The sequence below is a fragment of the Bacillus sp. 275 genome (genome assembly GCF_001999205.1).
Classification (GTDB): domain Bacteria; phylum Bacillota; class Bacilli; order Bacillales; family Bacillaceae; genus Bacillus; species Bacillus velezensis.
On record NZ_CP019626.1, the window covers coordinates 139,708 to 161,897 of the forward strand.

At 40.4% G+C, this 22,190-nt stretch carries 23 protein-coding genes and 1 pseudogene; 7 read left to right on the top strand and 17 right to left on the bottom strand.

The window, feature by feature from the left end; all coding sequences use genetic code 11:
- The first annotated feature begins 168 nt into the window (after positions 1–168).
- The 3 genes from BZ167_RS20275 to BZ167_RS20575 all read left to right on the top strand — a co-directional run bounded on the left by BZ167_RS20275 (position 169) and on the right by BZ167_RS20575 (position 1,420).
- Entirely contained in the window at positions 169–330 is a 162-nt protein-coding gene (locus BZ167_RS20275; RefSeq protein ID WP_162492831.1) for a hypothetical protein, read from the top strand.
- A 284-nt stretch (positions 331–614) separates the two neighbouring features.
- Entirely contained in the window at positions 615–1,151 is a 537-nt protein-coding gene (locus BZ167_RS00490; protein WP_015417542.1) for a hypothetical protein, read from the top strand.
- A gap of 134 nt (positions 1,152–1,285) precedes the next feature.
- On the top strand, positions 1,286–1,420 hold the full coding sequence (locus BZ167_RS20575; protein ID WP_023356917.1) for a hypothetical protein: 135 nt from the start codon (positions 1,286–1,288) through the stop codon (positions 1,418–1,420).
- A gap of 69 nt (positions 1,421–1,489) precedes the next feature.
- Here the strand turns inward: BZ167_RS20575 and BZ167_RS00495 are convergent, their stop codons facing one another.
- Positions 1,490–2,032 (bottom strand): GNAT family N-acetyltransferase, encoded by a 543-nt coding sequence (locus BZ167_RS00495; protein WP_061860579.1) that lies wholly within the window; start codon positions 2,030–2,032, stop codon positions 1,490–1,492.
- Positions 2,033–2,174: 142 nt separating this feature from the next.
- On the opposite strand from BZ167_RS00495, the gene BZ167_RS00500 reads away from it, so the two are divergent.
- The gene (locus BZ167_RS00500; protein ID WP_003154022.1) at positions 2,175–2,273 is read left to right on the top strand and encodes a YjcZ family sporulation protein; all 99 of its coding nucleotides are present in this window, start codon (positions 2,175–2,177) and stop codon (positions 2,271–2,273) included.
- 164 nt (positions 2,274–2,437) lie between these two features.
- Here the strand turns inward: BZ167_RS00500 and BZ167_RS00505 are convergent, their stop codons facing one another.
- From BZ167_RS00505 to BZ167_RS20690, 10 genes and pseudogenes are all read right to left on the bottom strand, one after another.
- Positions 2,438–3,058, bottom strand: a complete 621-nt coding sequence (locus BZ167_RS00505) for a lytic polysaccharide monooxygenase auxiliary activity family 9 protein (RefSeq protein ID WP_003154023.1) — start codon at positions 3,056–3,058, stop codon at positions 2,438–2,440.
- 207 nt (positions 3,059–3,265) lie between these two features.
- Positions 3,266–4,339 carry an LLM class flavin-dependent oxidoreductase gene (locus BZ167_RS00510; RefSeq protein ID WP_012117638.1) on the bottom strand — a complete coding sequence of 358 codons (1,074 nt, stop codon included), beginning with the start codon at positions 4,337–4,339 and terminating at the stop codon, positions 3,266–3,268.
- A 229-nt stretch (positions 4,340–4,568) separates the two neighbouring features.
- Complete coding sequence (locus BZ167_RS00515) at positions 4,569–5,189, bottom strand: DUF3885 domain-containing protein (protein WP_064107776.1); 621 nt, start codon at positions 5,187–5,189, stop codon at positions 4,569–4,571.
- A 322-nt stretch (positions 5,190–5,511) separates the two neighbouring features.
- Positions 5,512–5,676, bottom strand: a complete 165-nt coding sequence (locus BZ167_RS20025; RefSeq protein ID WP_156886060.1) for a hypothetical protein — start codon at positions 5,674–5,676, stop codon at positions 5,512–5,514.
- Positions 5,677–5,886: 210 nt separating this feature from the next.
- Entirely contained in the window at positions 5,887–6,429 is a 543-nt protein-coding gene (locus tag BZ167_RS00520; RefSeq protein ID WP_077391902.1) for a GNAT family N-acetyltransferase, read from the bottom strand.
- A 217-nt stretch (positions 6,430–6,646) separates the two neighbouring features.
- Positions 6,647–7,408, bottom strand: a complete 762-nt coding sequence (locus BZ167_RS00525; RefSeq protein WP_077391903.1) for an N-acetyltransferase — start codon at positions 7,406–7,408, stop codon at positions 6,647–6,649.
- Between the two features lie 35 nt (positions 7,409–7,443).
- A complete protein-coding gene (locus BZ167_RS00530; protein WP_039254920.1) occupies positions 7,444–7,860 on the bottom strand; it encodes a UPF0715 family protein in 417 nt (138 codons plus the stop codon).
- A gap of 182 nt (positions 7,861–8,042) precedes the next feature.
- A complete protein-coding gene (locus BZ167_RS20415) occupies positions 8,043–8,186 on the bottom strand; it encodes a hypothetical protein (protein WP_007611678.1) in 144 nt (47 codons plus the stop codon).
- 92 nt (positions 8,187–8,278) lie between these two features.
- Positions 8,279–8,482, bottom strand: coding sequence for a hypothetical protein (locus BZ167_RS20420; RefSeq protein WP_017417852.1), 204 nt, complete (start codon positions 8,480–8,482; stop codon positions 8,279–8,281).
- A 437-nt stretch (positions 8,483–8,919) separates the two neighbouring features.
- Positions 8,920–9,026 (bottom strand): annotated as a pseudogene (locus tag BZ167_RS20690) (DNA polymerase); the annotation flags it as partial.
- Positions 9,027–9,634: 608 nt separating this feature from the next.
- On the opposite strand from BZ167_RS20690, the gene adhP reads away from it, so the two are divergent.
- Complete coding sequence (gene adhP, locus BZ167_RS00550; protein WP_077391905.1) at positions 9,635–10,651, top strand: alcohol dehydrogenase AdhP; 1,017 nt, start codon at positions 9,635–9,637, stop codon at positions 10,649–10,651.
- A 150-nt stretch (positions 10,652–10,801) separates the two neighbouring features.
- On the opposite strand, the gene BZ167_RS00555 is transcribed toward adhP, so the two are convergent.
- Positions 10,802–11,263, bottom strand: a complete 462-nt coding sequence (locus BZ167_RS00555; RefSeq protein ID WP_051058659.1) for a DinB family protein — start codon at positions 11,261–11,263, stop codon at positions 10,802–10,804.
- A 346-nt stretch (positions 11,264–11,609) separates the two neighbouring features.
- Positions 11,610–11,795 (bottom strand): hypothetical protein, encoded by a 186-nt coding sequence (locus tag BZ167_RS00560; protein ID WP_003154035.1) that lies wholly within the window; start codon positions 11,793–11,795, stop codon positions 11,610–11,612.
- A gap of 813 nt (positions 11,796–12,608) precedes the next feature.
- Here BZ167_RS00560 and BZ167_RS00570 point away from each other — a divergent pair.
- On the top strand, positions 12,609–12,707 hold the full coding sequence (locus BZ167_RS00570) for a YjcZ family sporulation protein (RefSeq protein WP_072589120.1): 99 nt from the start codon (positions 12,609–12,611) through the stop codon (positions 12,705–12,707).
- Between the two features lie 542 nt (positions 12,708–13,249).
- On the opposite strand, the gene ppsA is transcribed toward BZ167_RS00570, so the two are convergent.
- The 3 genes from ppsA to xylA all read right to left on the bottom strand — a co-directional run bounded on the left by ppsA (position 13,250) and on the right by xylA (position 18,994).
- Positions 13,250–15,847: a phosphoenolpyruvate synthase gene (ppsA, locus tag BZ167_RS00580; RefSeq protein WP_061860574.1), complete on the bottom strand. Its 2,598-nt coding sequence runs from the start codon at positions 15,845–15,847 to the stop codon at positions 13,250–13,252.
- A gap of 174 nt (positions 15,848–16,021) precedes the next feature.
- Positions 16,022–17,521, bottom strand: a complete 1,500-nt coding sequence (gene xylB / locus BZ167_RS00585) for a xylulokinase (RefSeq protein WP_077391906.1) — start codon at positions 17,519–17,521, stop codon at positions 16,022–16,024.
- A 135-nt stretch (positions 17,522–17,656) separates the two neighbouring features.
- Positions 17,657–18,994, bottom strand: a complete 1,338-nt coding sequence (gene xylA / locus BZ167_RS00590) for a xylose isomerase (protein WP_077391907.1) — start codon at positions 18,992–18,994, stop codon at positions 17,657–17,659.
- A 262-nt stretch (positions 18,995–19,256) separates the two neighbouring features.
- On the opposite strand from xylA, the gene xylR reads away from it, so the two are divergent.
- Positions 19,257–20,411, top strand: a complete 1,155-nt coding sequence (gene xylR, locus BZ167_RS00595; protein ID WP_015417532.1) for a transcriptional repressor XylR — start codon at positions 19,257–19,259, stop codon at positions 20,409–20,411.
- 143 nt (positions 20,412–20,554) lie between these two features.
- Here xylR and xynB read toward each other — a convergent pair whose 3' ends face one another.
- A complete protein-coding gene (gene xynB, locus BZ167_RS00600; protein ID WP_060674216.1) occupies positions 20,555–22,156 on the bottom strand; it encodes a xylan 1,4-beta-xylosidase in 1,602 nt (533 codons plus the stop codon).
- Positions 22,157–22,190 lie beyond the last annotated feature (34 nt).

Consider the following 22,190-nt stretch of genomic DNA (forward strand, 5'->3'; position numbering starts at 1 on the left):
GGTCTCAATATCAGGATCATCTCCTCTCTTTTCTATCGGGCGGGTATGATCCTGTTTTTTATACCGAATGAGATGCCTCTTTTTCAGCATACCGTTTCATTTGTCCAAGCCATCCATGCTTTCTGTCATAGAATACTACCGTCAGATGAAAAAAGGAGGAATATGAGTATGGATATGGGTATGGGAATGGATATGGATATGAACGGACATTATGATCACCACCCAAAACAGCCTAAACAAAAAAAGAAGAAACAAGATAAAAAGCATCTTGATTATGATTACATCGTTGTTTATAAAAGAAAATGCAAAAAATGTAAAAAATGCTGCTAACTTGACATATCAACATTTTTACACCCGGTAAACTCCGGGTGTTTTTCTTATTATGGCGTTTCTCCGGGCTATTTTCACCCAAAATCCGGTCATCCTATCACAATACATAAAAAGACTCTATTATTTTCTTCCCTTTTCGCCTAATGAAAAGTATTTCATTTACAGAAAACAACACAAATAGAATGACATGACTTTTGAGAAAATCTACTCTTTGCTTGGTCAATTTTTCTGCGATACCATGAATTTGCAACAATTTTTAAAAATTTCCTCAGGAGGTCATTGCCATGAAAATCGCCAGAACGATAGTCGGATCATGCTTAGCTTTATCTCTAACAATTCCTTTCACAGCCAGTGCCTCAGCAGCCAGTCAGTCTATACACGCAAACGCGCCTCACGTTTCACCCGTTGCAAATCCGTTAGAAAGTAAATTATCCCAAACAGCAGACCAAAACGTAAAAGCAGCAGGTGTTGATGCCGGGCTGAACGTAAACGTAGATGTTCTCGGAATCTCAGATCGCATTGCTGAAGCGGTTAAGTCAGATCAAAACCGAACCGGCTGGGTAAAAAATGTCATGGAAACAACATTTTACGCATCAGGACAGAAGTACAACGTCATGGTGTTCAATTTAAATCAAGAATATGAAGACCGGTTTAACGGCGTTCAATTTTACGGATCAGCCGTTTATGACGGTATTACTTACGGAATCTGGGTCTTCGAAGACGGGTCCTTCGATAACAAAGGAGACGGGGGCTGGATCAATTGGGCATTCAGAGGGTGGTTCGATCGTGATAATCAGCATATTGAATTCCACAGACCTTAATACGGAGAAAACTTGCGGCAGCGCCCGCAAGTTTTTTTAACTGGACTGCACATTTTTCACCGTTATAACGACTATACTTGAAGTGCGGGCTCCGATCGCAGCCCCGGTAAAGTCTTTCAAAGTGAGGGTATACCATGTCAAAGTCTTTAAAAATAGTGTTGTGGAGCATATTGGTGTTCATCATCTTGTTAGTGATTATCGGAATCGTTTCTTACAATCAAACTCCGTCTGCAGAAAGCGCAGCAAAAAGAATGCTTTACAGCGTCTAATCAATGTTAAGCCTTCATCGGCTTTTTTTATTTACCGCAGAACACTTGACAAAACGACGAATTTTCAATTTATTCGTTAACGATCTCATTCAGTATAGAATATACACGTGTATCATGGGGCAGTCCGTTTTGATACATATATCTTCTCAAAATTCCTTCAGATTGAAACCCCGCCTTTATCAGTAATTGATGAGACGCTGCATTCTCAATGAAAACAACAGCGACTATACGATGCAGCCCAAGCTTTTCAAACCCAAAAGAAAGAACATTCTCCAACGCTTCAAAAGCATAGCCATTCCTCCAATAATTCGGATGAATCTCATAACCGACCTCCGCCCGCTTATGCTTGGGCACCCAAGAGTTAAAACCAATAGTTCCTATGATTATTCCCTTCGCATCTTTTCTCTCGATTCCCCATCGCATTCCCTTTTTATCATGATATTGATCTTTAAACCAGCCAATCATTTTTTCAGCCTGTTCCATTGAATCAAAAGGTTCCAAACCATAATAGCGTGTTACATTTGCATTTGAAAAACAAGCAAATATTTGCTTTGCATCTTTCTTTTCAACTTCTCTAAGAATAAGTCTGTCCGTTTCTATTACAGGAAGCATTTACGGTCCCCCTTTAAAAGAAATGTGAGAAGAAAATATATGCAGACTAAAAAAACTTTTTTTCAAAAAGTAAACTAGCATCCCTATCAAACTTTTCATTTCGGCATAATATGTATTAATCCTCTTTAGGAGGTGAGATTATATGGGATTCTCAGGTGGTTATGGTAGCTCCTTTGCGTTAATCGTGGTGCTATTCATTTTATTAATCATCGTTGGGGCTTCTTTCCTCGGCGGTTATTAAGAATCCTCTTACCTCCGCATCCATGTCAGCAGCACCTCCATGATCGTACGGCGCCATAAATGAAATGTTTATGGCGCTCTGCTGTTTTTCCCCTTTTCATTCACACATTAAAATTAAAAAGATCGGCCGATGTATCAACATGCAGCCGATCAGTAATTCATAGATTATTGTGTAAGGTTTACATCGATGACGTTATAGAAGGCATTGGAAGTATCCGCAACGTCCCATACCCCTAAAATGACATGATACCCGCTTCGATCAGTCGGCACAAAAATCTTATGAGTCAGATTCGTATCTGCCTTGGAACCGTCGTGGTTTACCGTTCCGATTAATTCGAATTCATCTCTTGACAAAGGTTTATTCGGATTCCAGTTTTTCTTGGTGATATAATAGTGCCACTTTGATGTCGCATGAGGGGCCGTGTAGTACCAAGTAAAGGTGTTAAAACCGCCGCGGATGTTTTGTTTCACCCAATAATCTGCAGTCTGCTTGTCTAAACCGAAGTCAATTTGTCCCGATCCCCCATTTGCAGACGCGATTCTTCCATCCGGCGGACCTGCAGCCGGAAATCCTTTCGGCCCTTCTACAGACTGAGGATTATCAATGACGGAGCCATATTTCTGCGCAGCGGCCGTCCAGCCCAATGTTTGTTTCTCTAATGCTCCCATGTACGCTCTGCTGACGGGCTCTTTTATATACCCGTGTGCAGATGCATCACTTGAATAGAAAGCGCCTCCAATACCAAGAGTAACAGTTAAAACTGCAGCTTTGACTAAACCTTTCATTACTGCATCATCCTCCCTCTTTTGTTAATAAAAACCCTTCAGTGTATACACTTCACGATGGAGGATGAAATGACCTTCCTTTTCTTGATAGGAAAAAGCAATGAGATTGGCGCTTTTCCCTTTGTTTTTTATAATCATAAAGAAAAAGCCGGGCCGATTCTGTTATCGAATCCGCGGTTGACCGGCCCGCCCCTTTTGCTCAGAACTTCATTCGCTGGATTTGCCGGTTTCCTTTCGGATAACCGGTGCTACTTCCGCTGCTAATCGTTCGATGTTTTCCGCGGCTTTTTTAAACGGCATACCTCCTATATCGATTTGCGCGAGAAATCGCTGATGTCCGAACAACTCGTATTGATGCATGATTTTTTCAATGATCTGCTGTGAGCTTCCCACAAATAAAGCTGTTTCTTTTCCGGACGCCCGCTCAAAATCTTCCTTCGTTAAAGGCTCATCGATCCCGTGATATGAATGAACGTGAGACCAGTAATTTGAATGATACGGGTAAAATTCTTGTATTGCCTGTTCATTCGTTTTTGAAATGAACATATGTCCGGTTACGGCAACCTTCACATTTTCCGGAGGATGACCGGCTTTAGAAGCCGCTTCCCGGTATTTGTCAACAAGCGGCTTAGATGACATCGGATCACCGCTCAGTACAGCTAATGCCAACCCCGCACCTGCACGCCCGGCCCGTTCTGCGCTTTCCGGAGTCCCCGAAACACCTAACCATAGCGGAATGCTTCCGCGAAAAGGCCGAGGAGAAATTTCTGCCTCGCGCAGCGGCGGCCGGTAACGTCCTTTCCAGGTAACCGATTCTTCCCCGGAATTTAATTTTAAAAAAAGGTCAATGTGTTCTTCAAACAGTTCTTTATAATGGCCTACGTCATAACCGAAAAGAGGAAACGAGTCTAAAAATGCGCCCCGTCCCGCAATGATTTCCGCCCGGCCGTCTGAAATCAGATCAAGCGTTGCAAAATCCTCAAATAAACGGACGGGATCTGCGGTGGATAATACAGTCGTGGCACTGGTCAGCTTAATATTTTCAGTGATCTGTGAAATCGCTGATAAGATGGCCGGCGGCGAAGATACCGCATAATCAAGACGATGATGCTCGCCTACACCGAATACATCAAGCCCTGCGTCGTCAGCCAGTTTCGCCAGCTTCATCAATTCATCTATCCGCTGCTTTGCGCTGACTGTTTTCCCTGTCAGAGGATCGGGATATAATTCTGCAAATGAATAAATTCCAATTTCCATACAATCACGGTGTTCAGCCCTCACATTTCTCTCCTCCTGCACTGTGTAAAAAAGCTTTTATGTTATTCTATTCAGCCGTTTTACAAATAGGAATTCGTTCAAAATAAATAAATACAGAAGCTTAACATGCAGAAGGTCGGTATGAGAGAAAAAAAAGTTTCAGGCGTCCTTCAATTCTGCCCATTATACTCATGCAGCCGGACTAGGCAAGAACAAAGCCGGCACAAGCGGATTCGAATTCATGTGTTCATTTTCAGTCCAATTCAATCCAATCGTGATATTGATCATAAAGCTTTCGTATTCTTCCGGCATCAAGAGCAATGACTTCACACCCTCTGTCATCATACAGAAAGAAAATAATATCTTTTGTCATATTCACAAAGAAAACATCGGGATACCCAACGGAACAGCCCCCGAACCTTGGCTTCAGCGGAAAATCTTCGTGGACGGCTGCCTTAAGTAATTGGGGGATACGCAGATCTTTCCGTTTACATAATAAAGAAAACTGCTGCATTTCATATTCTTCTTCGACCGGGCATGAACAGGTCTTCACTTGAATCCGATATAAGTCATCCTTACACTTCAGAAACGGCTGATAAACCTTTAATTTTCTCGCATGATTACCTTGAGATTTGTGCTTATACACGTTGGCAACAAGAAATAAGTCATCGCTATGTTCAAACAGCTCATTGAAAAGCGCGGCGGTTTGATGATGGACAAGCTGAAAATACTCAAGATTCAAAGCACCGCTTTCATTAAATTGATACATATTGCCGCCGAGAGAAAAATGAATTCCCACGTCCCATTGATGATAAATGCCGGGCACTAATTTTAAAGTCGGAAACCTTTCCTTCAGATAATCATTTATTTTCATTCAAACATCTCACTTTCCTTTTCCCGCTCCAGAGGCAGAAGAAGCCGAAAACATTCCGCTTATTTCTTTTTCACCCTTGTAATATTATTCCGATTGGAATACAATGAAATAGAACACTGTGAACCCCATTGATCAGGGTGGATGCTGGTCACATTCATCCTGATTCTTTCTTTTACACAAGATCGCCCAACTTTGAACCCCTCCGTTTCCAACCTTATTCATTGATATTACATATATTTCAATGGTATTATTTTCTCATGCATAAGCATCAAGAGGTGTCAGCTTTGAACAACATCAGAAGTTTAAGAGAATATTTCCGGTCTCACTGTAAAATAGGTCTAAACTCTGAACAGCTTTTCACATTTTGAGTATCAACCATTTTTCCATTCTCGAGCGCATCTTTTAATTCATCAAAATGAATTGAACATTGCTGATTCGAATTACTTCCCGCTCCTTCTGTCGCTAAACTGCAAAATGTCCATCCCATTCATCCTCTCTCCAATTTTACAACGTTGCTATAATGAATTTCATGTTTTCCCCAACCTTCAGCTTAATCTTTTTGATCGTTACTAATCTAAGTACTTTTTTCAATTCCATAATCCATTGGTATGTCGGTAACCTAATGAACTAATACAAAAAAACCTGCTTTCAGCAAGGTTTTTTCGACAAAGGGGAGGTTATTTCCCCACAAATTCTATTAACTATGTTTTTGTTTTAACCATTCTTTCTTTAGCAATGCGTATTGGTAAGTGTTTTCATATTTAGGTGTTCCATCCTCGTGTGCAGTAAATGAAATAAATTCAAGAAAATAACCTTCTTTACGCATTCCTAATCTTTCACATAGTTTTTGTGACCTGCAGTTATCATCTTCAACATATGCATAAAGCCTTCTTGCTTCTTTTTGCATAAAGAGATACTCAAAGAAAGCCTTCGCACTTTCACTTGCGTATCCCTTCCCTTCAAAACGGGCATTGAAATTCCAACAAACGGAATAGGTATCTGGCTCTTCTTTTAAATAAAATAGTTCTCCGACTAGATCATTACTGTCTTTTAAACAAACTGCAATATAAGAGTCATCTCGGCTTCTTTTTTGAACGTTTGCTGCAGCTTCTTCTAACGTAGATATTCTGTCATCAAGAAAGCAATTCACTCTCGGATGTGCCGAATATTCCAACAGACCTTGCGCATCTCTCTCGGTAAAATTTCTTAAAATTAAGCGAAGGGTTTCAATTTTTTGCATTTGCAGTCTCCTGTTTCATTGTTATCGATCTTTGAAAAGAACTTCTTCGTTTGTTGAAGAACTTATCTCAATCTATTTTTACTATAATGATGGACGTTATCATCTTTGTCAAAAACAATAATCATTCATTTGCCGCCCGCGATGTAAAGTACTGAACAATTTTCGTGAAAAACCCTCAGTATCGAATATAGAAACGAGGAATAGTAATAAAACAAAGTTAAGCCATTACAAGCTTATTGAGTTTTTTTTCAAACTTATTCACGCTCATCATCTCATGAGTGAGAAATGTCCCATTATAAAACACGCTGAAAGTCGTCCAAACTGCCGGGGATTTTTGCGCCATATCTTTTGACGTTATTCGCCGGGCCTGAAAATGAAGTCCTTTCTTTTCAGTCAGTTCCTTTAAATCCTTTAACAATCCGACTGCAAATGGGCATTGGGCTGTATAAAATATTGTGATTCCCTCATCATTAACGAAATTACTTTTCACCTGTTTTTTAAATACAGGAGGATGTGCATGTTCATTCCACGTCAGTGACATCAACTGAAAATAGGGTTCTGCTTCATCTTGCACAGCAAATCCCATATGTTCAAAGAAATGCTTATCACTTAAATAAGGGAGCTTTTTCTTCCCCACTATATGAACTATCCCATCCATACCGCGGGATTTTGCATCTGACACACATTTTTCTAACAAGTGTTTCGCATGTCCGTTATTCTTATATTTACCTGAGACCCAAAGACAATTAATAAACATAAAATGAGGTGCGCTTACCGGAACCCACGCTTCTTCTGCAGGTAAATATTCAATAAAAACTTTTGCCCGTTCGTTTAGGCGATAGAACACCAAGCCATCAATCATCCGATCTTTGAGCCAGCTCTTCTTTTCATTTACCGCATCCTCATATTGTTTCGTACCTAATGCACAGCAAATATGATTGTCATCAATATTGTCCCTAGTCAACTCAATGTACTCCATTTTTCCTCACCCGCTTTCTTTTGGAAACATCAGCTTTACTTGCAGTGAACATTGTAATTTCTCAGAAATATAGAGTCCCAGAACCAATATATGAACGCAGCAACAATGCTCATTATGTAATAAATGGGCATTCTGAAAACTGTGAAATCAATTGGCGGATTATCTATGTACCAGAACAAGAACACAGCTAAAAAAGCGACTGCTGTATAAATGAAAAGATGAACCAAACTAAACTTTTTAGGCTTCTTTCTTAACCATAGTTGCACAGGAACAGCAAACAAAAAGTAAATAATAAATGCGTAAAAAGCAATGATAACTACAGTAACCAATGCAAATGGCACAAAACCCGAGTATACAAACATATATAGCCCGAAGATCAAACCATACGACAAACTTGAAAAAGCCAATGTGTAAGTATAGCTTTGACTTTTGCTCCAAGACGCCGCTCCCATATATTTCACCTGCTTTTTATAAAAATACATTTCTCATTTTTTTCCTATTGTTTAAAATCAGTATATATCCATCACTTTAAAAGATCTATGTTTTTTTGGCAGATCATCAATTCACTATCTTAATATCCAGAAATTTTATTGCCATTAAAAAAGGTCAAGGAAATACCTTGACTGTATATCGCTCACCAATCTGCATCCGGCTCATCGTGTTCGAATCCGTAAAAGCCTTTAATCCACACATCTCCGCAGCCGGCTCCTTTTGTGATCAATAAGTAATGATTTCTGTTTGCATCACCATTCACCTTATCAGCCGCGCTCAAGTTCAAATGATTACCCGTGAAATTCTTTTCACTAAGGGTAAAATCATATCCTGCCAGTGTAATTCTCTGCAGTTTAAGCTCAAATATCGGCAGAAAGATTACGACCACAAATTCAAAGCAAGAAACGACAGCCCCCATGCGGATAGACCAAACATTACAAAGAACCTAAGCAAAGCTTCGAATTTTGTAAGTCTTCGCTCCCTTTTCGTTTTACCCAATTTCCAATAAACGGCGTAGCAGGAAAACACCAAAATGAGTTGTCCAAGTCGCGACACAGATTCTAAGAATTCTATACCATTCATTGATTTTCACCTCGTTTATTTAAACAGAGAGTCCTTCTTACAGCGTTTATCCAAAGCACTAATTTCTTCGGTTATAAAAACCGCTTGAGGAATTTGTTTGTAAAATGGTTTGCGTTTGATAAAAACAGCCCATCCTTACTCCCCCATGAATCAATCAAGATGAATTTTATTATCTCAGATGGAAAGATGATTTCCAACAGTTATGTAAAAATAAGTAACTTCAATATGCTAATTGTATAAGAAAAGTTGTCTTATCCAGCAGAACCATGAGTGCTGCGTTTCCCATTAAAGCGTCAAAGAAGCATCATAAAAGAGCCGCTTTTAGGCTCATTCGCGAAGCATCATTTTATTTTTATGATTGTATCCTCCTGTCAATCCTATTGGGATAAAATTTGAGGGAAGGTCAGTTTTAATCCGCCGCCCTGCTCACCTTCGACCCTTCTTGCAGCTTCCCCACAAATATCCGATGAACAGCTTTTAACTCTTCCCTTTGCGAATCCCTGACCGAAATCTGACTCTTCCCAAAACTGATCTGGCCTTGCATCGTGGAGCGCCAATTCTCATGCATCAATTTAATTCAGGATATTCGCATTTTGCTTTTCGTCCGATGAACGTGTGATTTCCAAGATAACAAGGGCCATGAATGAGATCATCTTATCTTTGACTGAAACAAATTGTTTTAACAAATCATGTAAAATGACTCCCTCTTGAAGATTTGTATTTGAACCAATCGCACGAATAGCAGTATTTGGCGCTACTTAAACTCGCGTCTCCTTTCACGCTGGAAAACAGACTTATGAACGAAGTTTTATCGATTTTAAGATATCTTTGAACCGGATTACATGATGTAGCAGGGTTAGGGCTGATAAAGGGCAAAAACTTAGTGAGCCGGTGATTGTCAAATTTATCTTCCGTCAGCTTTTTATCGCTCAAAAAAAGCCTCTTTTGAAAACGCATCTATTTATGTATATATGTAAATTCTGTGCATTTGGAGATGACACATGATATCCATAGAATCCCCCTGCATAGCTCCCTCAACTTTTGTAGAGACACTTGTCCACAAAAAATGTAAGGGTTTTCAAAATAAGAACAGTGTGCTAAATTGTAAGATAAGTAAAAATTTTCTGCTAATATTCGAAAGGGGTGCATGATTTGAAAGCAGTAGTAGCTACAAAAGACAAAAGTATAGCGATCGTACAAAAAGAATTACGTCCTTTGCGATATGGTGAAGCCAAAGTTAAGATGGAATACTGTGGTGTATGTCATACTGACTTACATGTTAAAAATGCTGATTTCGGGGATGTTACTGGCGTCACTCTAGGTCATGAGGGAATAGGCATTGTAACTGAGATCGGTGAAGGTGTAACAAGTCTGAAAAAGGGCGACCGCGTCTCTATTGCCTGGATGTTTGAAAGCTGCGGCTGCTGTGAATATTGCCTAACTGGCCGTGAAACCTTGTGCCGCGATGTAAAAAATGCCGGCTATACAGTTGACGGCGCAATGGCTGAAGAAGCAATCGTAGCGGTTGATTATGCAATAAAGGTGCCGGAAAATTTAGATCCTGCAGCAGCAAGCAGCATTACTTGTGCAGGTGTAACAACTTATAAAGCGGTTAAAGTCAGTGAAATTAAACCAGGTCAATGGATCGGTGTATTTGGAGTCGGCGGTTTAGGCAACTTGGCTGTTCAATATGCAAAAAATGTCTTTAACGCTAAAGTAATTGCTTTCGACATTAGCGACGAAAAATTGAATTTTGCTAAGAGCTTAGGCGCTGATGCGGTTGTAAACAGTTTAAACGAAGACCCCGTCGCTAAAGCAAAAGAAGTGACTAACGATTTAGGGCTTGATGCTGTGGTCATCACGGCTGTCTCTAAAGCCCCTTTTAATCAAGCGATTGATGTTGTAAAAGCAGGAGCCCGTGTAGTCGCTGTCGGTTTACCGGTGGACAAAATGGATTTAGATATTCCCCGTCTCGTGTTAGATGGAATTCAGGTAGTAGGTTCATTAGTAGGTACCAGAGAAGACCTGAAGGAAGCTTTTCAATTTGCTGCAGACGGTAAAGTTGTACCTAAAGTGACAAAACGCCCGATTGAAGATGTGAATGATATTTTTGAAGAAATGGAGCAAGGTAAAGTGACCGGCCGCATGGTTATCGATTTTACTTCCTAATCATTAAGGCTGCCGGGAATGATACGGCAGCCTTTGATCTCGATTCTTGCTCGGCGCCCCACCCAGACTGAATGAGACTTTGTCATTTAGTTCAGAAAAGAAGCTCTACAGATCATTCGGCGGTTATGCATTTTGCAAGTACTCTCTGAACTAATCCTGATACCAATATAATGCAAGGTCATTCATTGCCGAAGCGTAGCCCTGCTGTCTTAACATAGTTGTTATGCTGCCCTGATGATAAGTTCCGTGATTGGCAACATGGAATAAAATTTCTGAGTAAGCAGTTTCTCTGTAACCTAACCAAGGGTTATTTAAGTTCATTTTTTGTTCTACATCGGTTTGGCTATTCATCCATTCTTCAAACTGTGAAGCCAGTTCTTCATAAGACGCCGCAAATTCATCTGCAGAATATAAATGAGCCCTTTCAGCATAAGCCATAGAACCTTCCAATGCTTCCTGCATGTCTATTCCTTTAAGTACTTGCAGCCACATAACATCCACCGCGCAGATGTGACTGAACGTTTGAGCAATTGTAGGATATGAACTGTGAACCTCTTCATATTCATCTTCACTGAGTAATTTGAGGCCTTTTTCGAACTTCTCTAATTTAATCTACATAATAGTTCACTGAATCTCTCAACAATTTTAGATAAACATCTTCTTTTTATAGAGATGTTCGTTCAATCGACATCCTTGTGATATTTATGGTAAAATTTATAGAAACAAAGGAGTGTTGTTACATATGAGTCTTATCATTTTAGCATCCATGCTTTTATGGGGTGCAGTGATCCACGAGCTAAACAAACCTTCAAAAAAGCAAAGTAAACGAAAAATGATCCCTTTGGTATCCCTCAGTTCTTTATCTACTTTAATCATCACAATTTCGCTTTTTTCTAATTTAATTGGTTGATATTTGTTATGAGGAAACCCGCCAGAGGTTCCTCATAACACTAAAAACCTACTCACTGCACTTTTTACAGCAGACCTTATCAGAGTGTTTGCTTAACACTTTATCCATTCTCCCCACAGGCATCTTCTTCTCACTCGGAAGTGTAAGATAAGCTGTTATCTCATCCCCTGATTTTAATGTTTTTCCGCAGATAGAGCATTTTAACTCAGTATTAAAGAAATTTTTTAATCCCATTCATAAGCCTCCTTATTTACCTTTATAAAGTAATACGTTAATGCTTTATAAAAGTTTCAGGTTAAAGAAATACTCCTTGCCTGGGAATATACTTCGTTTCAGTTGATCCGCAGCCGCCCCGGCATCGTTATACCCTCGCTCAATCAGGCAGCTTCTTCCTTATATCCTCCACGACATTAAATGCGGGGAAAACGTTCATTCAGGAATTCAGCGTTAACCAAAAAGGAGAATACATCCTGAAATATGATAGCGGCACCGGTGATAGTGTCGATGGTTTCTTTAGAGATCTGTTGAGATCTAAATTCCGTTAGGAAAGTCGGCAGTTTTGCCGACTTTCTTTTACAAGCATTCTTCAGGAATAAACGTAAAGTTCCGAATAAACATACGACCTTTTTGAAACGGAAACTTTATCTGCACCACAAACCCGCAAGCAGCCTCCTTGTATCGTACCTTCCGTTCCTTTGTGATTTGTTTTGATTTGTCGTATACTGCGCTTGCCCGGGAAATGATGAATATTTTCGTTAACTATAATTTCCCTGTACCTCTTCGTATGTGACTCTGCATGATGAAGTAACTTCATGCTCACCACTTTCATACACAGTTTTATTGCATGTTTAGCCATATCCCTCCTCTTTAAACAGCAAACCGTCCCATCCATTTCTCTCTTTCAGTTAACCTCCCATTATTTTATTGTTTTAGAAGCTCTTCATTTTAGACATAACATCCATTTTTTCTTATTTAGACTTAAATCTATGTCGAAATTTATCGTCCGGCATATTATGTACTATCCTAACAACAGGAGGTGGCAATAATATGGGGAACTACGGTGGAAATTATGGCGGAAACTCTTTCGTATTGATCGTTGTGCTGTTCATTTTGTTAATCATTGTAGGTGCTGCATTCCTTTTCTAGCACATTGACGATTTATATTCGTCTCCCAAACATTGCATCCCTTAGTTCGGACAGACGCCATAAGAAGTTTTATGGCGTTTTTACTTTTTAAAAAAACCAATCTGAGATAAACATTTTTTATTTTCACTCTGGTAATCTGGTAAGCGGGAGAGTTTCCACCCCTGCCTGCGCAAATATTGCCGCTATGAAGAATGAGGCGAACAATCCAATCCGGATAAAAACTTGTTCATGAACAAAACTCCTAAATAGTTGTTAAAAAACTAAGGCGTTTTTAATTCATCAGGATTACAGATGTTGTGAACTTAAAAAGGATATTACTCACCTTTATAAAATTGTCATTTGTTAGATTTAGTCACTGAATCTTTTTTGTTTGGTATCTTAGCGGCCTTCCACACTCATTTAAAAAGAGTCCGTCCACAAAATGCGGTGTTCACACATTAAGTCATTTTCATATAAAAAAACCGGATTCCTCTTCTAAGAGGTTCCGGCTTTTCTTAGTAAAATGCGGGAAATATCTGGTGACGTGCTGCACACCCCCGCTATTATAATATTTCAATAGAGCCTTCTGTTCCATGAACGCGTATTCGCTGCCCATCTTTTATCAATTGGGTTGCATTTTCAACTCCGACAACTGCAGGTAAGCCGTATTCACGCGCGATAACCGCTCCGTGGGTCATCAGTCCGCCAACTTCAGTGACCAGGCCTTTTATGGATACAAACAATGGTGTCCAGCTGGGATCAGTATAGGAGGTAACTAATATATCCCCATCTTCCAAATCGGCATCTTCCATGTTTAAAATAACCCGTGCCCTCCCCTCTATGACTCCCGAGGAAACGGGCAGCCCTGCAATCGCTCCGGCCGGGAGATTTTCTCGTTTGTACTCGCCTGTAACGATTTCACCGTCAGACGTGATAACACGCGGCGGAGCTAGTTTTTCATATACTTTATACTCGCCTTTTCGTGTGCTGATGATTTGGTAATCCAATTTATGTGTGCGTACGACTTCCTGAAGTTCTTCAAAAGTGAGATAGTATATGTCTTCTTTTTCATGAATAACGCCCGCTTCTGCGAGTTGTTCGGCTTCTTTCAGTAAAGCCTGCTTATAAACGAAGTAGCGGCTGATCATGCCGTATTTTGGATATTCCCTGAACCCGCTGAAGTTCCGGATGATGCGGATCATTCGTTTAGTTTCTTTGGCTTTTTGTTCACCATCCGGTAATTGCTTCAATCGGTCTAATAACTCTTGTTCTTTCTTCAAAGCCTCCTGCCGCCCTTGCTCAAATTTCCGCTGGCTGGCATTTGGCTCAAAGTTTTTGAGATTATTAAGAATCATAGGGACAAGTGCAGTTGGTTTTTCGCTCCATCGAGTTCTTGTCATATCAATTTCTCCGGCACATCGCATTCCGTACTTGTTGAGATAAGCATAGATAGCGTCACGGGTTTCCCGCCCGCCTTCAAACGTCACCAGCCCATCCAAAAAGTGATCATCTTTTACATTCTCTAAATAGGCAATGACTTCTGGGTAAGGGCGGATCACATCGGCGACGTCCAATAGCGCAAGCCCCATTTCTGAAGTAATATTATGGGGTACAGATTGAGAAAGCGTATCTGCTGCGTTTTTTTCACCTAACCACTCGTTCATTTTTTCGTTAATCCATGATGAAGCATCCATTGCGGTTCGAATCAACACCGAACTTTTTGGGTTAAATAGAATCTTCTTTAATTCCTGGATATCTTCCAAAATAAAACGAAATAAATCATCTCCTGATTTCGTCTGGATGTTTTGTTTTAACTCTTCTATCGATGCTTGACTGCTCTTAATCAAATCAGAAACAATTGCCGGATCGTTTTCAGCTTGTTCCGGCATATCTGCATTGCCTTTGCCGGGAATCGGTGCCGTTTTATCAGGTATCGGCTTAATGAAATCATCTCGCTCTATTATGGTCATAAGTGCGTTTTTTAAGAGCGGATCGTGCTGCCCCATGCCTTTTAAGAAAACTTCTCTGACAGTAGGGGATGCCAGTTGATGTGTGACATCAACGAATAGCCTTCCGCCGGCTTTACGCATAGGTGCAGCAGTCGTCAACAGAAAAAAAGACAATCCAAGGGGTTTTATGGGATCCGTCATCATTTGCTGATGACCAACAGAGATATAGACGTGATTTTCTTGATCGTTCGCTTCAGGAACGGGGTATAACGTTGTGATCGGCCGGCTTTGGACAATATAAAAAGTATCGCGGTCCAAACACCATTCGATATCTTGCGGCTGGCCGAAATGAGCTTCGATCTGTCTCCCGATACGTGCCAGCTGTAAAATTTGTTCATCAGTCAATGTTTGAATCTTTTGCTGATCAAGAGCGATCTCCTGTGTTTCTGTTCCGCCTTCTTTTCGTCCATAGATAGCCAATTTTTTAGTTTCTATTCTCTTATCGACGATTTGCCCGTCCTGTACTTTATAACAATCGGCAGAGACTAAGCCGGAGACCAGTGCTTCACCAAGTCCAAAACCGGCATCGATGGATAGCAGCTTTCGGTTTCCGGTCATCGGATCAGCGGTAAATAAAATTCCCGAAGCCTGTGGGAACACCATCCTTTGGATGATAACGGATAAATAAACTTGGCTGTGATCAAATCCATTTTGCATACGGTAAATGACCGCGCGATCCGTAAATAGGGACGCCCAACATTTACTGATATGCTGCAAGATCGCATCGACGCCGGTAATATTTAAATAGGTGTCTTGTTGACCGGCAAAAGAGGCATGCGGTAAATCCTCTGCTGTCGCACTGGAACGTACGGCATAGGCATGTTCTTCGCCGAACCGGGAGAGATGGCAAGCAACTGCTTTGACTACATCTGAAGGAATTTCTGTTTCCATAATGGTTTGCCGGATTTTTTTGCTGACTTCACCAATTTGATCCCGATTCTCCACTTTCAGCATGGTCAGTTGATCCAACAGCGCTTGTAACGTTTCGTTTTGTTCAATGGCTTTTTGATATCCTGCGGTTGTGACACAAAAACCTTCCGGTACTTGTATTCCTTGAATTTTTGATAATTCCCCTAAATGTAACCCTTTTCCTCCAACGAGCAAAGGCTGTGTTTTTTCAATTTCGTGAATGCCGAGAACCAAAGAACTCATTCTATATCTCCCCTTCAAAAAAATTTGACAAGAGCTTTTCAGCATGATATAATCATAATATAAGATGGATAACTATGACTTTTCACACAAAAAACGCGCGTGTTCTGATTATATCACCGTGTCTGTTTTTGTGCAATATAAAAAGAACCTGGCCAATTTGGCGAGGTTCTTTCTTCATTTTTGTCTAAAGCTCTTTAAAGCTGTATTGAGATCTTTTGTGTGAACGTAAATGTTCTTATACAACTCGAATAGTGTTTTATATGTTTGAACATTTTGTTTTTTTGGATAAAATGCAGCTGCTTCATGAATGAACTGCTCTGCACATTCTTCGAGAGAGTCAAACCACCCGCTTCCGAAGGCAGCTAACATTGCAGCCCCCATGGCGGGACCTTGTTCATTCTCTAACTTAACCACCCTCGTATTGAAAATATCAGCCTGCATTTGAAGCCACGTTTCATTTTTAGCTCCCCCGCCAATAGAGACAACCGTATCAACTGATTTTCCCGCTTCGCGGAATAGTTCAATTGATTCATATAAAGAGAATGTGATGCCTTCCATTATCGCCCTCAAAAAGTGCTCTCTTTTGTGGGCTCCGTCCATTCCGATCAAGCTTCCCCGAATAGAAGAATCAGCATGCGGCGTTCTTTCACCAACCAAATAAGGAGTGTACAGCAGTCCATTTGCTCCTATCGGAACAGATTCCACTCCCTGCAATAATTGTTCAAACGATTCGTTCGGCGCAAACGTTCTTTTAAACCAGTCCAAGCTGTACCCTGCAGCGAGCGTGACTCCCATCGTATAAAAAGAATCCTTCTTTCCATGATTAAAAAAGTGCACTTTCCCTTTAAAGTCCCTTTCTTTGTCTTCTTCACAGGAAAGTATGACTCCTGACGTCCCGATACTGCATAATGTTTTTCCGGAAGAAAGAATACCGGCTCCGACAGCACCGCAAGCATTGTCTGCTCCCCCAGCGTACACTTTTGTTTTTTCCAACAGCCCAGTCTCCGCCGCAACGCTCGGAAGCAGCGATCCTACACAGTCATGGGATTCAACAAGCGGAGGACAAATTTCCGCTGAAATACCAAATTGATTGCAAATCTCATCGCTCCACTCTTTGCGGGTCATATGTAAAAGTAACGTTCCCGCCGCATCGGAGTATTCGGTATGAATGGCGCCAGTCATGCGGAATCTCACATAGTCTTTCGGAAGCAAAAAAACAGCGGTTTTGTGAAAAAGTTCAGGCTCATGTTCCTTCACCCATAACATTTTAGGTAATGTAAACCCTTCAAGGACACGGTTTTTTGTGATATCAAGCAGATGATCGCCAAATGTCTCGGTAATTCTGCTACATTGAGGCGTCGTTCTGGTATCATTCCAAAGAATCGCATGACGCAGCACCTGCCGATCTTGATCAAGCAGTACTAACCCATGCATTTGTCCTGAATAGCTAATCCCGTCAATATCCCCGGCTTGAACGTTGGATATCGAAATCAATTCAGCCAATGCTTCAATTGTTTGCTGCACCCAGTCTTCAGGATTTTGCTCACTATATCCCGCCTTCTCTTGGATGAGCGGGTAACTTTTGGACGTTTCTGCACAAACCTTGCCGTTTTGATTGACTAAAATGGTTTTAACGGCACTCGTTCCAAGGTCTATTCCAATGACATACTTCATTTTTTCACTCCTTCCTCTCTAAATAGATCCCCATTGAATTGGCCCGCCATAACAGTAACTTCATGACGGGCAATTCCGGGAACTTGGCTGCCTGCATCTTTTTACAGCGGGATCTGGAGCTTCTTTTTTCATTTGTTATACCTGTAAAATGTATTGATTTAATATCGCTTTTAACCGCTCCTGTCTCCCTGATTCGTTTTTAATTGGCTGATTGTTCAGCGCATATTGCTCAAGTGTTTTAAAATCAGCTCTTCCTTCTGCAATTTCAAGACCAATCCCTTCAGTAAAGCTGCGGTAACGGTGTTGAATCACATTTTCAAACACACGATCTTCGATTAATTTGTGGGCGGCTTTTAATCCTCTTGCAAATGTATCCATCCCTGCAACATGGGCATATAGTAAATCATCAGGCTCAAAAGAAGATCTCCTGACCTTTGCGTCAAAGTTTAATCCGCCGCTTCCAAGACCGCCATTTTGCAGGATTTCGTACATTGCTAATGTCGCAGAATATAAATCTGTCGGAAATTCATCTGTGTCCCAGCCTAAAAGCGGATCACCCTGATTCGCGTCAACAGAGCCAAGCAAGCCATGCACTCTCGCCATTCGTAATTCATGTTCGAATGTATGTCCGGCTAATGTGGCATGATTGGCTTCGAGATTTAATTTAAAATGATTGTCTAAGCCATATTGCTTTAAAAAGGCAATGGTTGTTGCTGCGTCCGTATCATATTGATGGGTGGTCGGCTCTTTTGGTTTTGGTTCAATCAAAAACTGCCCTGTATACCCGATTTCCTTCGCATAATCCGCTGCCATATGCATAAATCTGGCCATATTATCAAGCTCAAATTTTAAATCGGTATTTAACAAAGTTTCGTACCCTTCACGTCCGCCCCAAAATACATAGTTCTCGGCGCCAAGCTCCTTTGCTGTTTCTAATCCTTTTTTTACTTGGGCTGCGGCATACGCAAATACATCTGCATTACAAGAAGTCGCCGCACCATGGACGAAACGGGGATTCGTAAACATGTTTGCAGTATTCCATAATAGCTTAACGCCGCTGGTTCTCATGTAGTCTTTTATCATGTCCACGATTATATCCAGATTTTGATTTGTCTCTTTTAACGTACTTCCTTCCGGTGCGATATCCCGGTCATGAAAAGCAAAAAATGGCGCATCCAGTTTTTCAAACAGCTCAAACGCTGCATCTACCCTCGCTCTCGCCAGATCCATGCCTTTATAATGATCCCACGGTCTTTGCATCGTAGCTGCTCCAAACATGTCTGTGCCGTCAGCGGTAAATGTATGCCAATAGGCAATAGAAAATCGCAAATGCTCTTTCATCGTTTTTCCGCCAATTACTTCTTGAGAATTATAGTATTTAAATGCTAAAGGATTCGTGGATTCTTTCCCTTCGTAAATCACTTTGTTTACGCTTTCAAAATAGTTAACTGAACCGGAATGAGAGTGAGCCATGTGTGATTTCCCCCTTAAAAATAAATTCTAAAATGATCATTCAAATACAAATGCTTTTATGTCATGTTGCACATTAGTTTGTTGCCTAAACAAACTAACTTATTTTCATCTTATATAACCTCATCAGTATTTTCAATATTTTTTTTAGTTTTTTACGAACACATTAGATATAATAAAGGTTGGATTCGCTATGTACTGCGTTTCGCACGATAACACAGAACGTTCAACTTAATTTAAAGATTATACAAATGGAGTGGATGAAGTGGATATCGCTGATCAAGCCTTTGTCAAAAAAGTTAACCAAAAGTTATTACTAAACGAAATACTTAAAAATTCTCCTATTTCAAGAGCAAAATTATCTGAAATGACCGGATTAAATAAATCAACTGTTTCGTCACAGGTAAACACATTAATGAAAGAAAACCTCGTATTTGAAATAGGTCAGGGACAATCAAGCGGCGGCAGAAGACCTGTCATGCTTGTTTTTAATAAAAAAGCAGGATACTCCGTAGGAATAGATGTTGGCGTGGATTATGTTAATGGCATTTTAACAGATCTTGAAGGGACGATCGTCCTTGATCAACACCACCATTTGGAATGCAATTCTCCAGAAATCACTAAAGATATTTTAATTGAGATGATTCATCACTTTATTGCAAATATGCCGCAATCTCCATACGGTCTTATTGGTATAGGGATATGCGCGCCCGGGCTGATTGACAAAAATCAGAAAATTGTTTTCGCTCCGAACGCCAACTGGAGAGATATTGACTTAAAATCTTTCATCCAAAAGAAGTTCAATGTGCCCGTTTTTATTGAAAATGAGGCAAATGCCGGCGCATATGGAGAAAAAGTATTTGGTGCGGCAAAAAATCACGATAACATTATTTATGCAAGTATCGGTACAGGAATAGGGATCGGCGTTATGATCAACAATCATTTATATAGAGGGGTTGGCGGATTCTCTGGAGAAATGGGACATATGACAATAGACTTTAAGGGTCCTAAATGCAGTTGCGGAAACCGAGGCTGCTGGGAATTGTATGCTTCAGAGAAGGCTTTAGTAACATCTCTTCAGACGAAAGAGAAAAAAGTGTCCAGCCAAGATATCATAGACCTCGCCCATCTGAATGATGTTGGAACTTTACAGGCATTACAGAATTTTGGTTTCTATTTAGGAATAGGCCTGACCAATATTTTAAATACATTTAATCCGCAAGCCATCATTTTAAGAAACAGCATCATTGAATCGCATCCTATGGTTTTACATTCAATTAAAAGCGAAGTGTCATCCAGGGTTTATTCCCAACTAGACAATAGCTATGAATTATTACCATCTATCTTAGGAAAGAATGCCCCTGCTCTAGGAATGTCCTCTATTGTTATTGATCATTTTCTCGACATGGTTCATAACTGAAATGTACATACATCTATGTTTTACGCTCATCTTTAAAGATGGGTTTTTTTATTCTAGGCGTATTTCTGAATCAATACTGACAAAGGCACCTTCTAATATGAAAAAGGAGTTCTAAAATAGAAATCTCCTTTTTCATGTGCTAATTATTTTTCTTTATAACGGAAATATCTGAAGTCGGCCGGAATATGATGACCGCTCGTATCTTGGCATTGCATCCCTACAAAAGCTCCTGTAAAGAATCCCCCGCCGCGGATGTAATCATCTGATAATTTTTTCGATTCTAATGCAATGTCGATTTTGTGCCAATCTTCTTTGTTAAATGAATACAAATAATAATATTTTTCGTTTTCAATATTCACTTTTAAATAGACATACTTGACTTCACGAGGAATCACAATTTTATTTTTTAACGGTTGTGAAAAAGAAAAGTTATCACATATCGTTAATTCAAGAATACGGCCAAGTTCTTCATCATACGTGACTTGAAGAGCCGTCCAATTCTCTGTATTGTAATAGTTCACCAAACCAGCGGCTTGCTGAAAATTTTCCGGATAAAACGCAACAGCCGTTTCCGCTTCAAAATGGAGGCTTTGCCAGCGTCTGGCTACAAACGCCTGAGTAAATGTCGAAGTTAAGGATTCATGGCCGTATAATCGTAAATGATTTGGCGCTTGAGTTAATGATCCTAATTTCTCCGTAAACGGAATTCTTAACGTTTGAAAATTAATATTTAATGTTGCATCCTCAAATTCATCAACTTCCGGATAGGTTTCTTCAAACATTGTTTCAGGTATAGAAGGCGCTTCCACTTCCAAGCTCCCTTCTTTTCCGCCTGCTACATAAGGCCAGCCATCTTTCCAATAGAGCTTTTGAATAGCAGTTTCTCTGCCCAAAGGACAATATCCCCTCTGCTGAAAAATTGAATCATCGTCCGGGTGAATGGGACGTCCCGTTAAATGAGCTAAATACCACTCGCCTGTATGTGTTTGTACAATGGATGCATGTCCGCATTTTTGCAGCGGATTTTCCGGCGCATGCCATGACGTTAAGATAGGATTATCAGGATGAACTTCATATGGACCCTCAATATTTGCAGAGCGGGCAATTGTAGCAGCATGTTCGAACCGCGTTCCTCCTTCTGCGGTTAATAAATAATAATAGTTCCCGATACGGTAAAGGTGCGGCGCTTCCGTCAGCTTTCTTTCAGTTCCTTTAAATATCACTTTCGGTTTACCGATTAGTTTTTGCTCCTTATCAGAATATTCCTGCATGACAATGCCTCCAAAGGAGTGCCGATCAATACGCTGATCCCATAACATATTTAATAAATATTTTTTCCCATCCGTATCATGGAACAAAGAAGCATCAAAACCCGAGCTGTTTAATGTGATCGGCTCCCCCCAATCACCATCAATCGTGTCACAAGTCACTAAATAATTGTGGCAATCTTTCCAGGCGCCATCTACAACCTTAACATCCGTATAGATCAGCCAAAACTTTCCGTCGCTGTAACTTAAACATGGCGCCCAGACCCCGCCTGAATTAGGATTTCCTTTCATGTCTAATTGCGAAACTCTCTGTAATGGATGTGCAACTAAGTGCCAATTGACTAAATCTTTTGAGTGGTGTATCTGGACTCCCGGAAACCACTCAAATGTAGATACAGCGATATAATAATCCTCTCCAACCCTGCAAATACTCGGATCGGGGTTGAATCCTTTAAGTACTGGATTGATAATCTTCATTTTGAACTCCTCCTCAGCTATTTTCTGTTGACTC

Excerpts from the sequence above, each read along its gene's own strand:
- BZ167_RS20575 (WP_023356917.1), top strand. The coding sequence starts at position 1,286 with ATGTCAAAGTCTTTAAAAATAGTGTTGTGGAGCATATTGGTGTTCATC.
- BZ167_RS20420 (WP_017417852.1), bottom strand. The coding sequence starts at position 8,482 with ATGAATGGTATAGAATTCTTAGAATCTGTGTCGCGACTTGGACAACTC.
- BZ167_RS00505 (WP_003154023.1), bottom strand. The coding sequence starts at position 3,058 with ATGAAAGGTTTAGTCAAAGCTGCAGTTTTAACTGTTACTCTTGGTATT.
- BZ167_RS00500 (WP_003154022.1), top strand. The coding sequence starts at position 2,175 with ATGGGATTCTCAGGTGGTTATGGTAGCTCCTTTGCGTTAATCGTGGTG.
- BZ167_RS20025 (WP_156886060.1), bottom strand. The coding sequence starts at position 5,676 with ATGGGATGGACATTTTGCAGTTTAGCGACAGAAGGAGCGGGAAGTAAT.
- ppsA (WP_061860574.1), bottom strand. The coding sequence starts at position 15,847 with ATGAGTTCTTTGGTTCTCGGCATTCACGAAATTGAAAAAACACAGCCT.
- BZ167_RS00525 (WP_077391903.1), bottom strand. The coding sequence starts at position 7,408 with ATGGAGTACATTGAGTTGACTAGGGACAATATTGATGACAATCATATT.
- BZ167_RS00515 (WP_064107776.1), bottom strand. The coding sequence starts at position 5,189 with ATGAAAATAAATGATTATCTGAAGGAAAGGTTTCCGACTTTAAAATTA.
- BZ167_RS00570 (WP_072589120.1), top strand. The coding sequence starts at position 12,609 with ATGGGGAACTACGGTGGAAATTATGGCGGAAACTCTTTCGTATTGATC.
- xylB (WP_077391906.1), bottom strand. The coding sequence starts at position 17,521 with ATGAAGTATGTCATTGGAATAGACCTTGGAACGAGTGCCGTTAAAACC.
- BZ167_RS00530 (WP_039254920.1), bottom strand. The coding sequence starts at position 7,860 with ATGGGAGCGGCGTCTTGGAGCAAAAGTCAAAGCTATACTTACACATTG.
- BZ167_RS00490 (WP_015417542.1), top strand. The coding sequence starts at position 615 with ATGAAAATCGCCAGAACGATAGTCGGATCATGCTTAGCTTTATCTCTA.
- xylA (WP_077391907.1), bottom strand. The coding sequence starts at position 18,994 with ATGGCTCACTCTCATTCCGGTTCAGTTAACTATTTTGAAAGCGTAAAC.
- BZ167_RS20275 (WP_162492831.1), top strand. The coding sequence starts at position 169 with ATGGATATGGGTATGGGAATGGATATGGATATGAACGGACATTATGAT.
- BZ167_RS00560 (WP_003154035.1), bottom strand. The coding sequence starts at position 11,795 with ATGGGATTAAAAAATTTCTTTAATACTGAGTTAAAATGCTCTATCTGC.
- xynB (WP_060674216.1), bottom strand. The coding sequence starts at position 22,156 with ATGAAGATTATCAATCCAGTACTTAAAGGATTCAACCCCGATCCGAGT.
- BZ167_RS00520 (WP_077391902.1), bottom strand. The coding sequence starts at position 6,429 with ATGCAAAAAATTGAAACCCTTCGCTTAATTTTAAGAAATTTTACCGAG.
- BZ167_RS00495 (WP_061860579.1), bottom strand. The coding sequence starts at position 2,032 with ATGCTTCCTGTAATAGAAACGGACAGACTTATTCTTAGAGAAGTTGAA.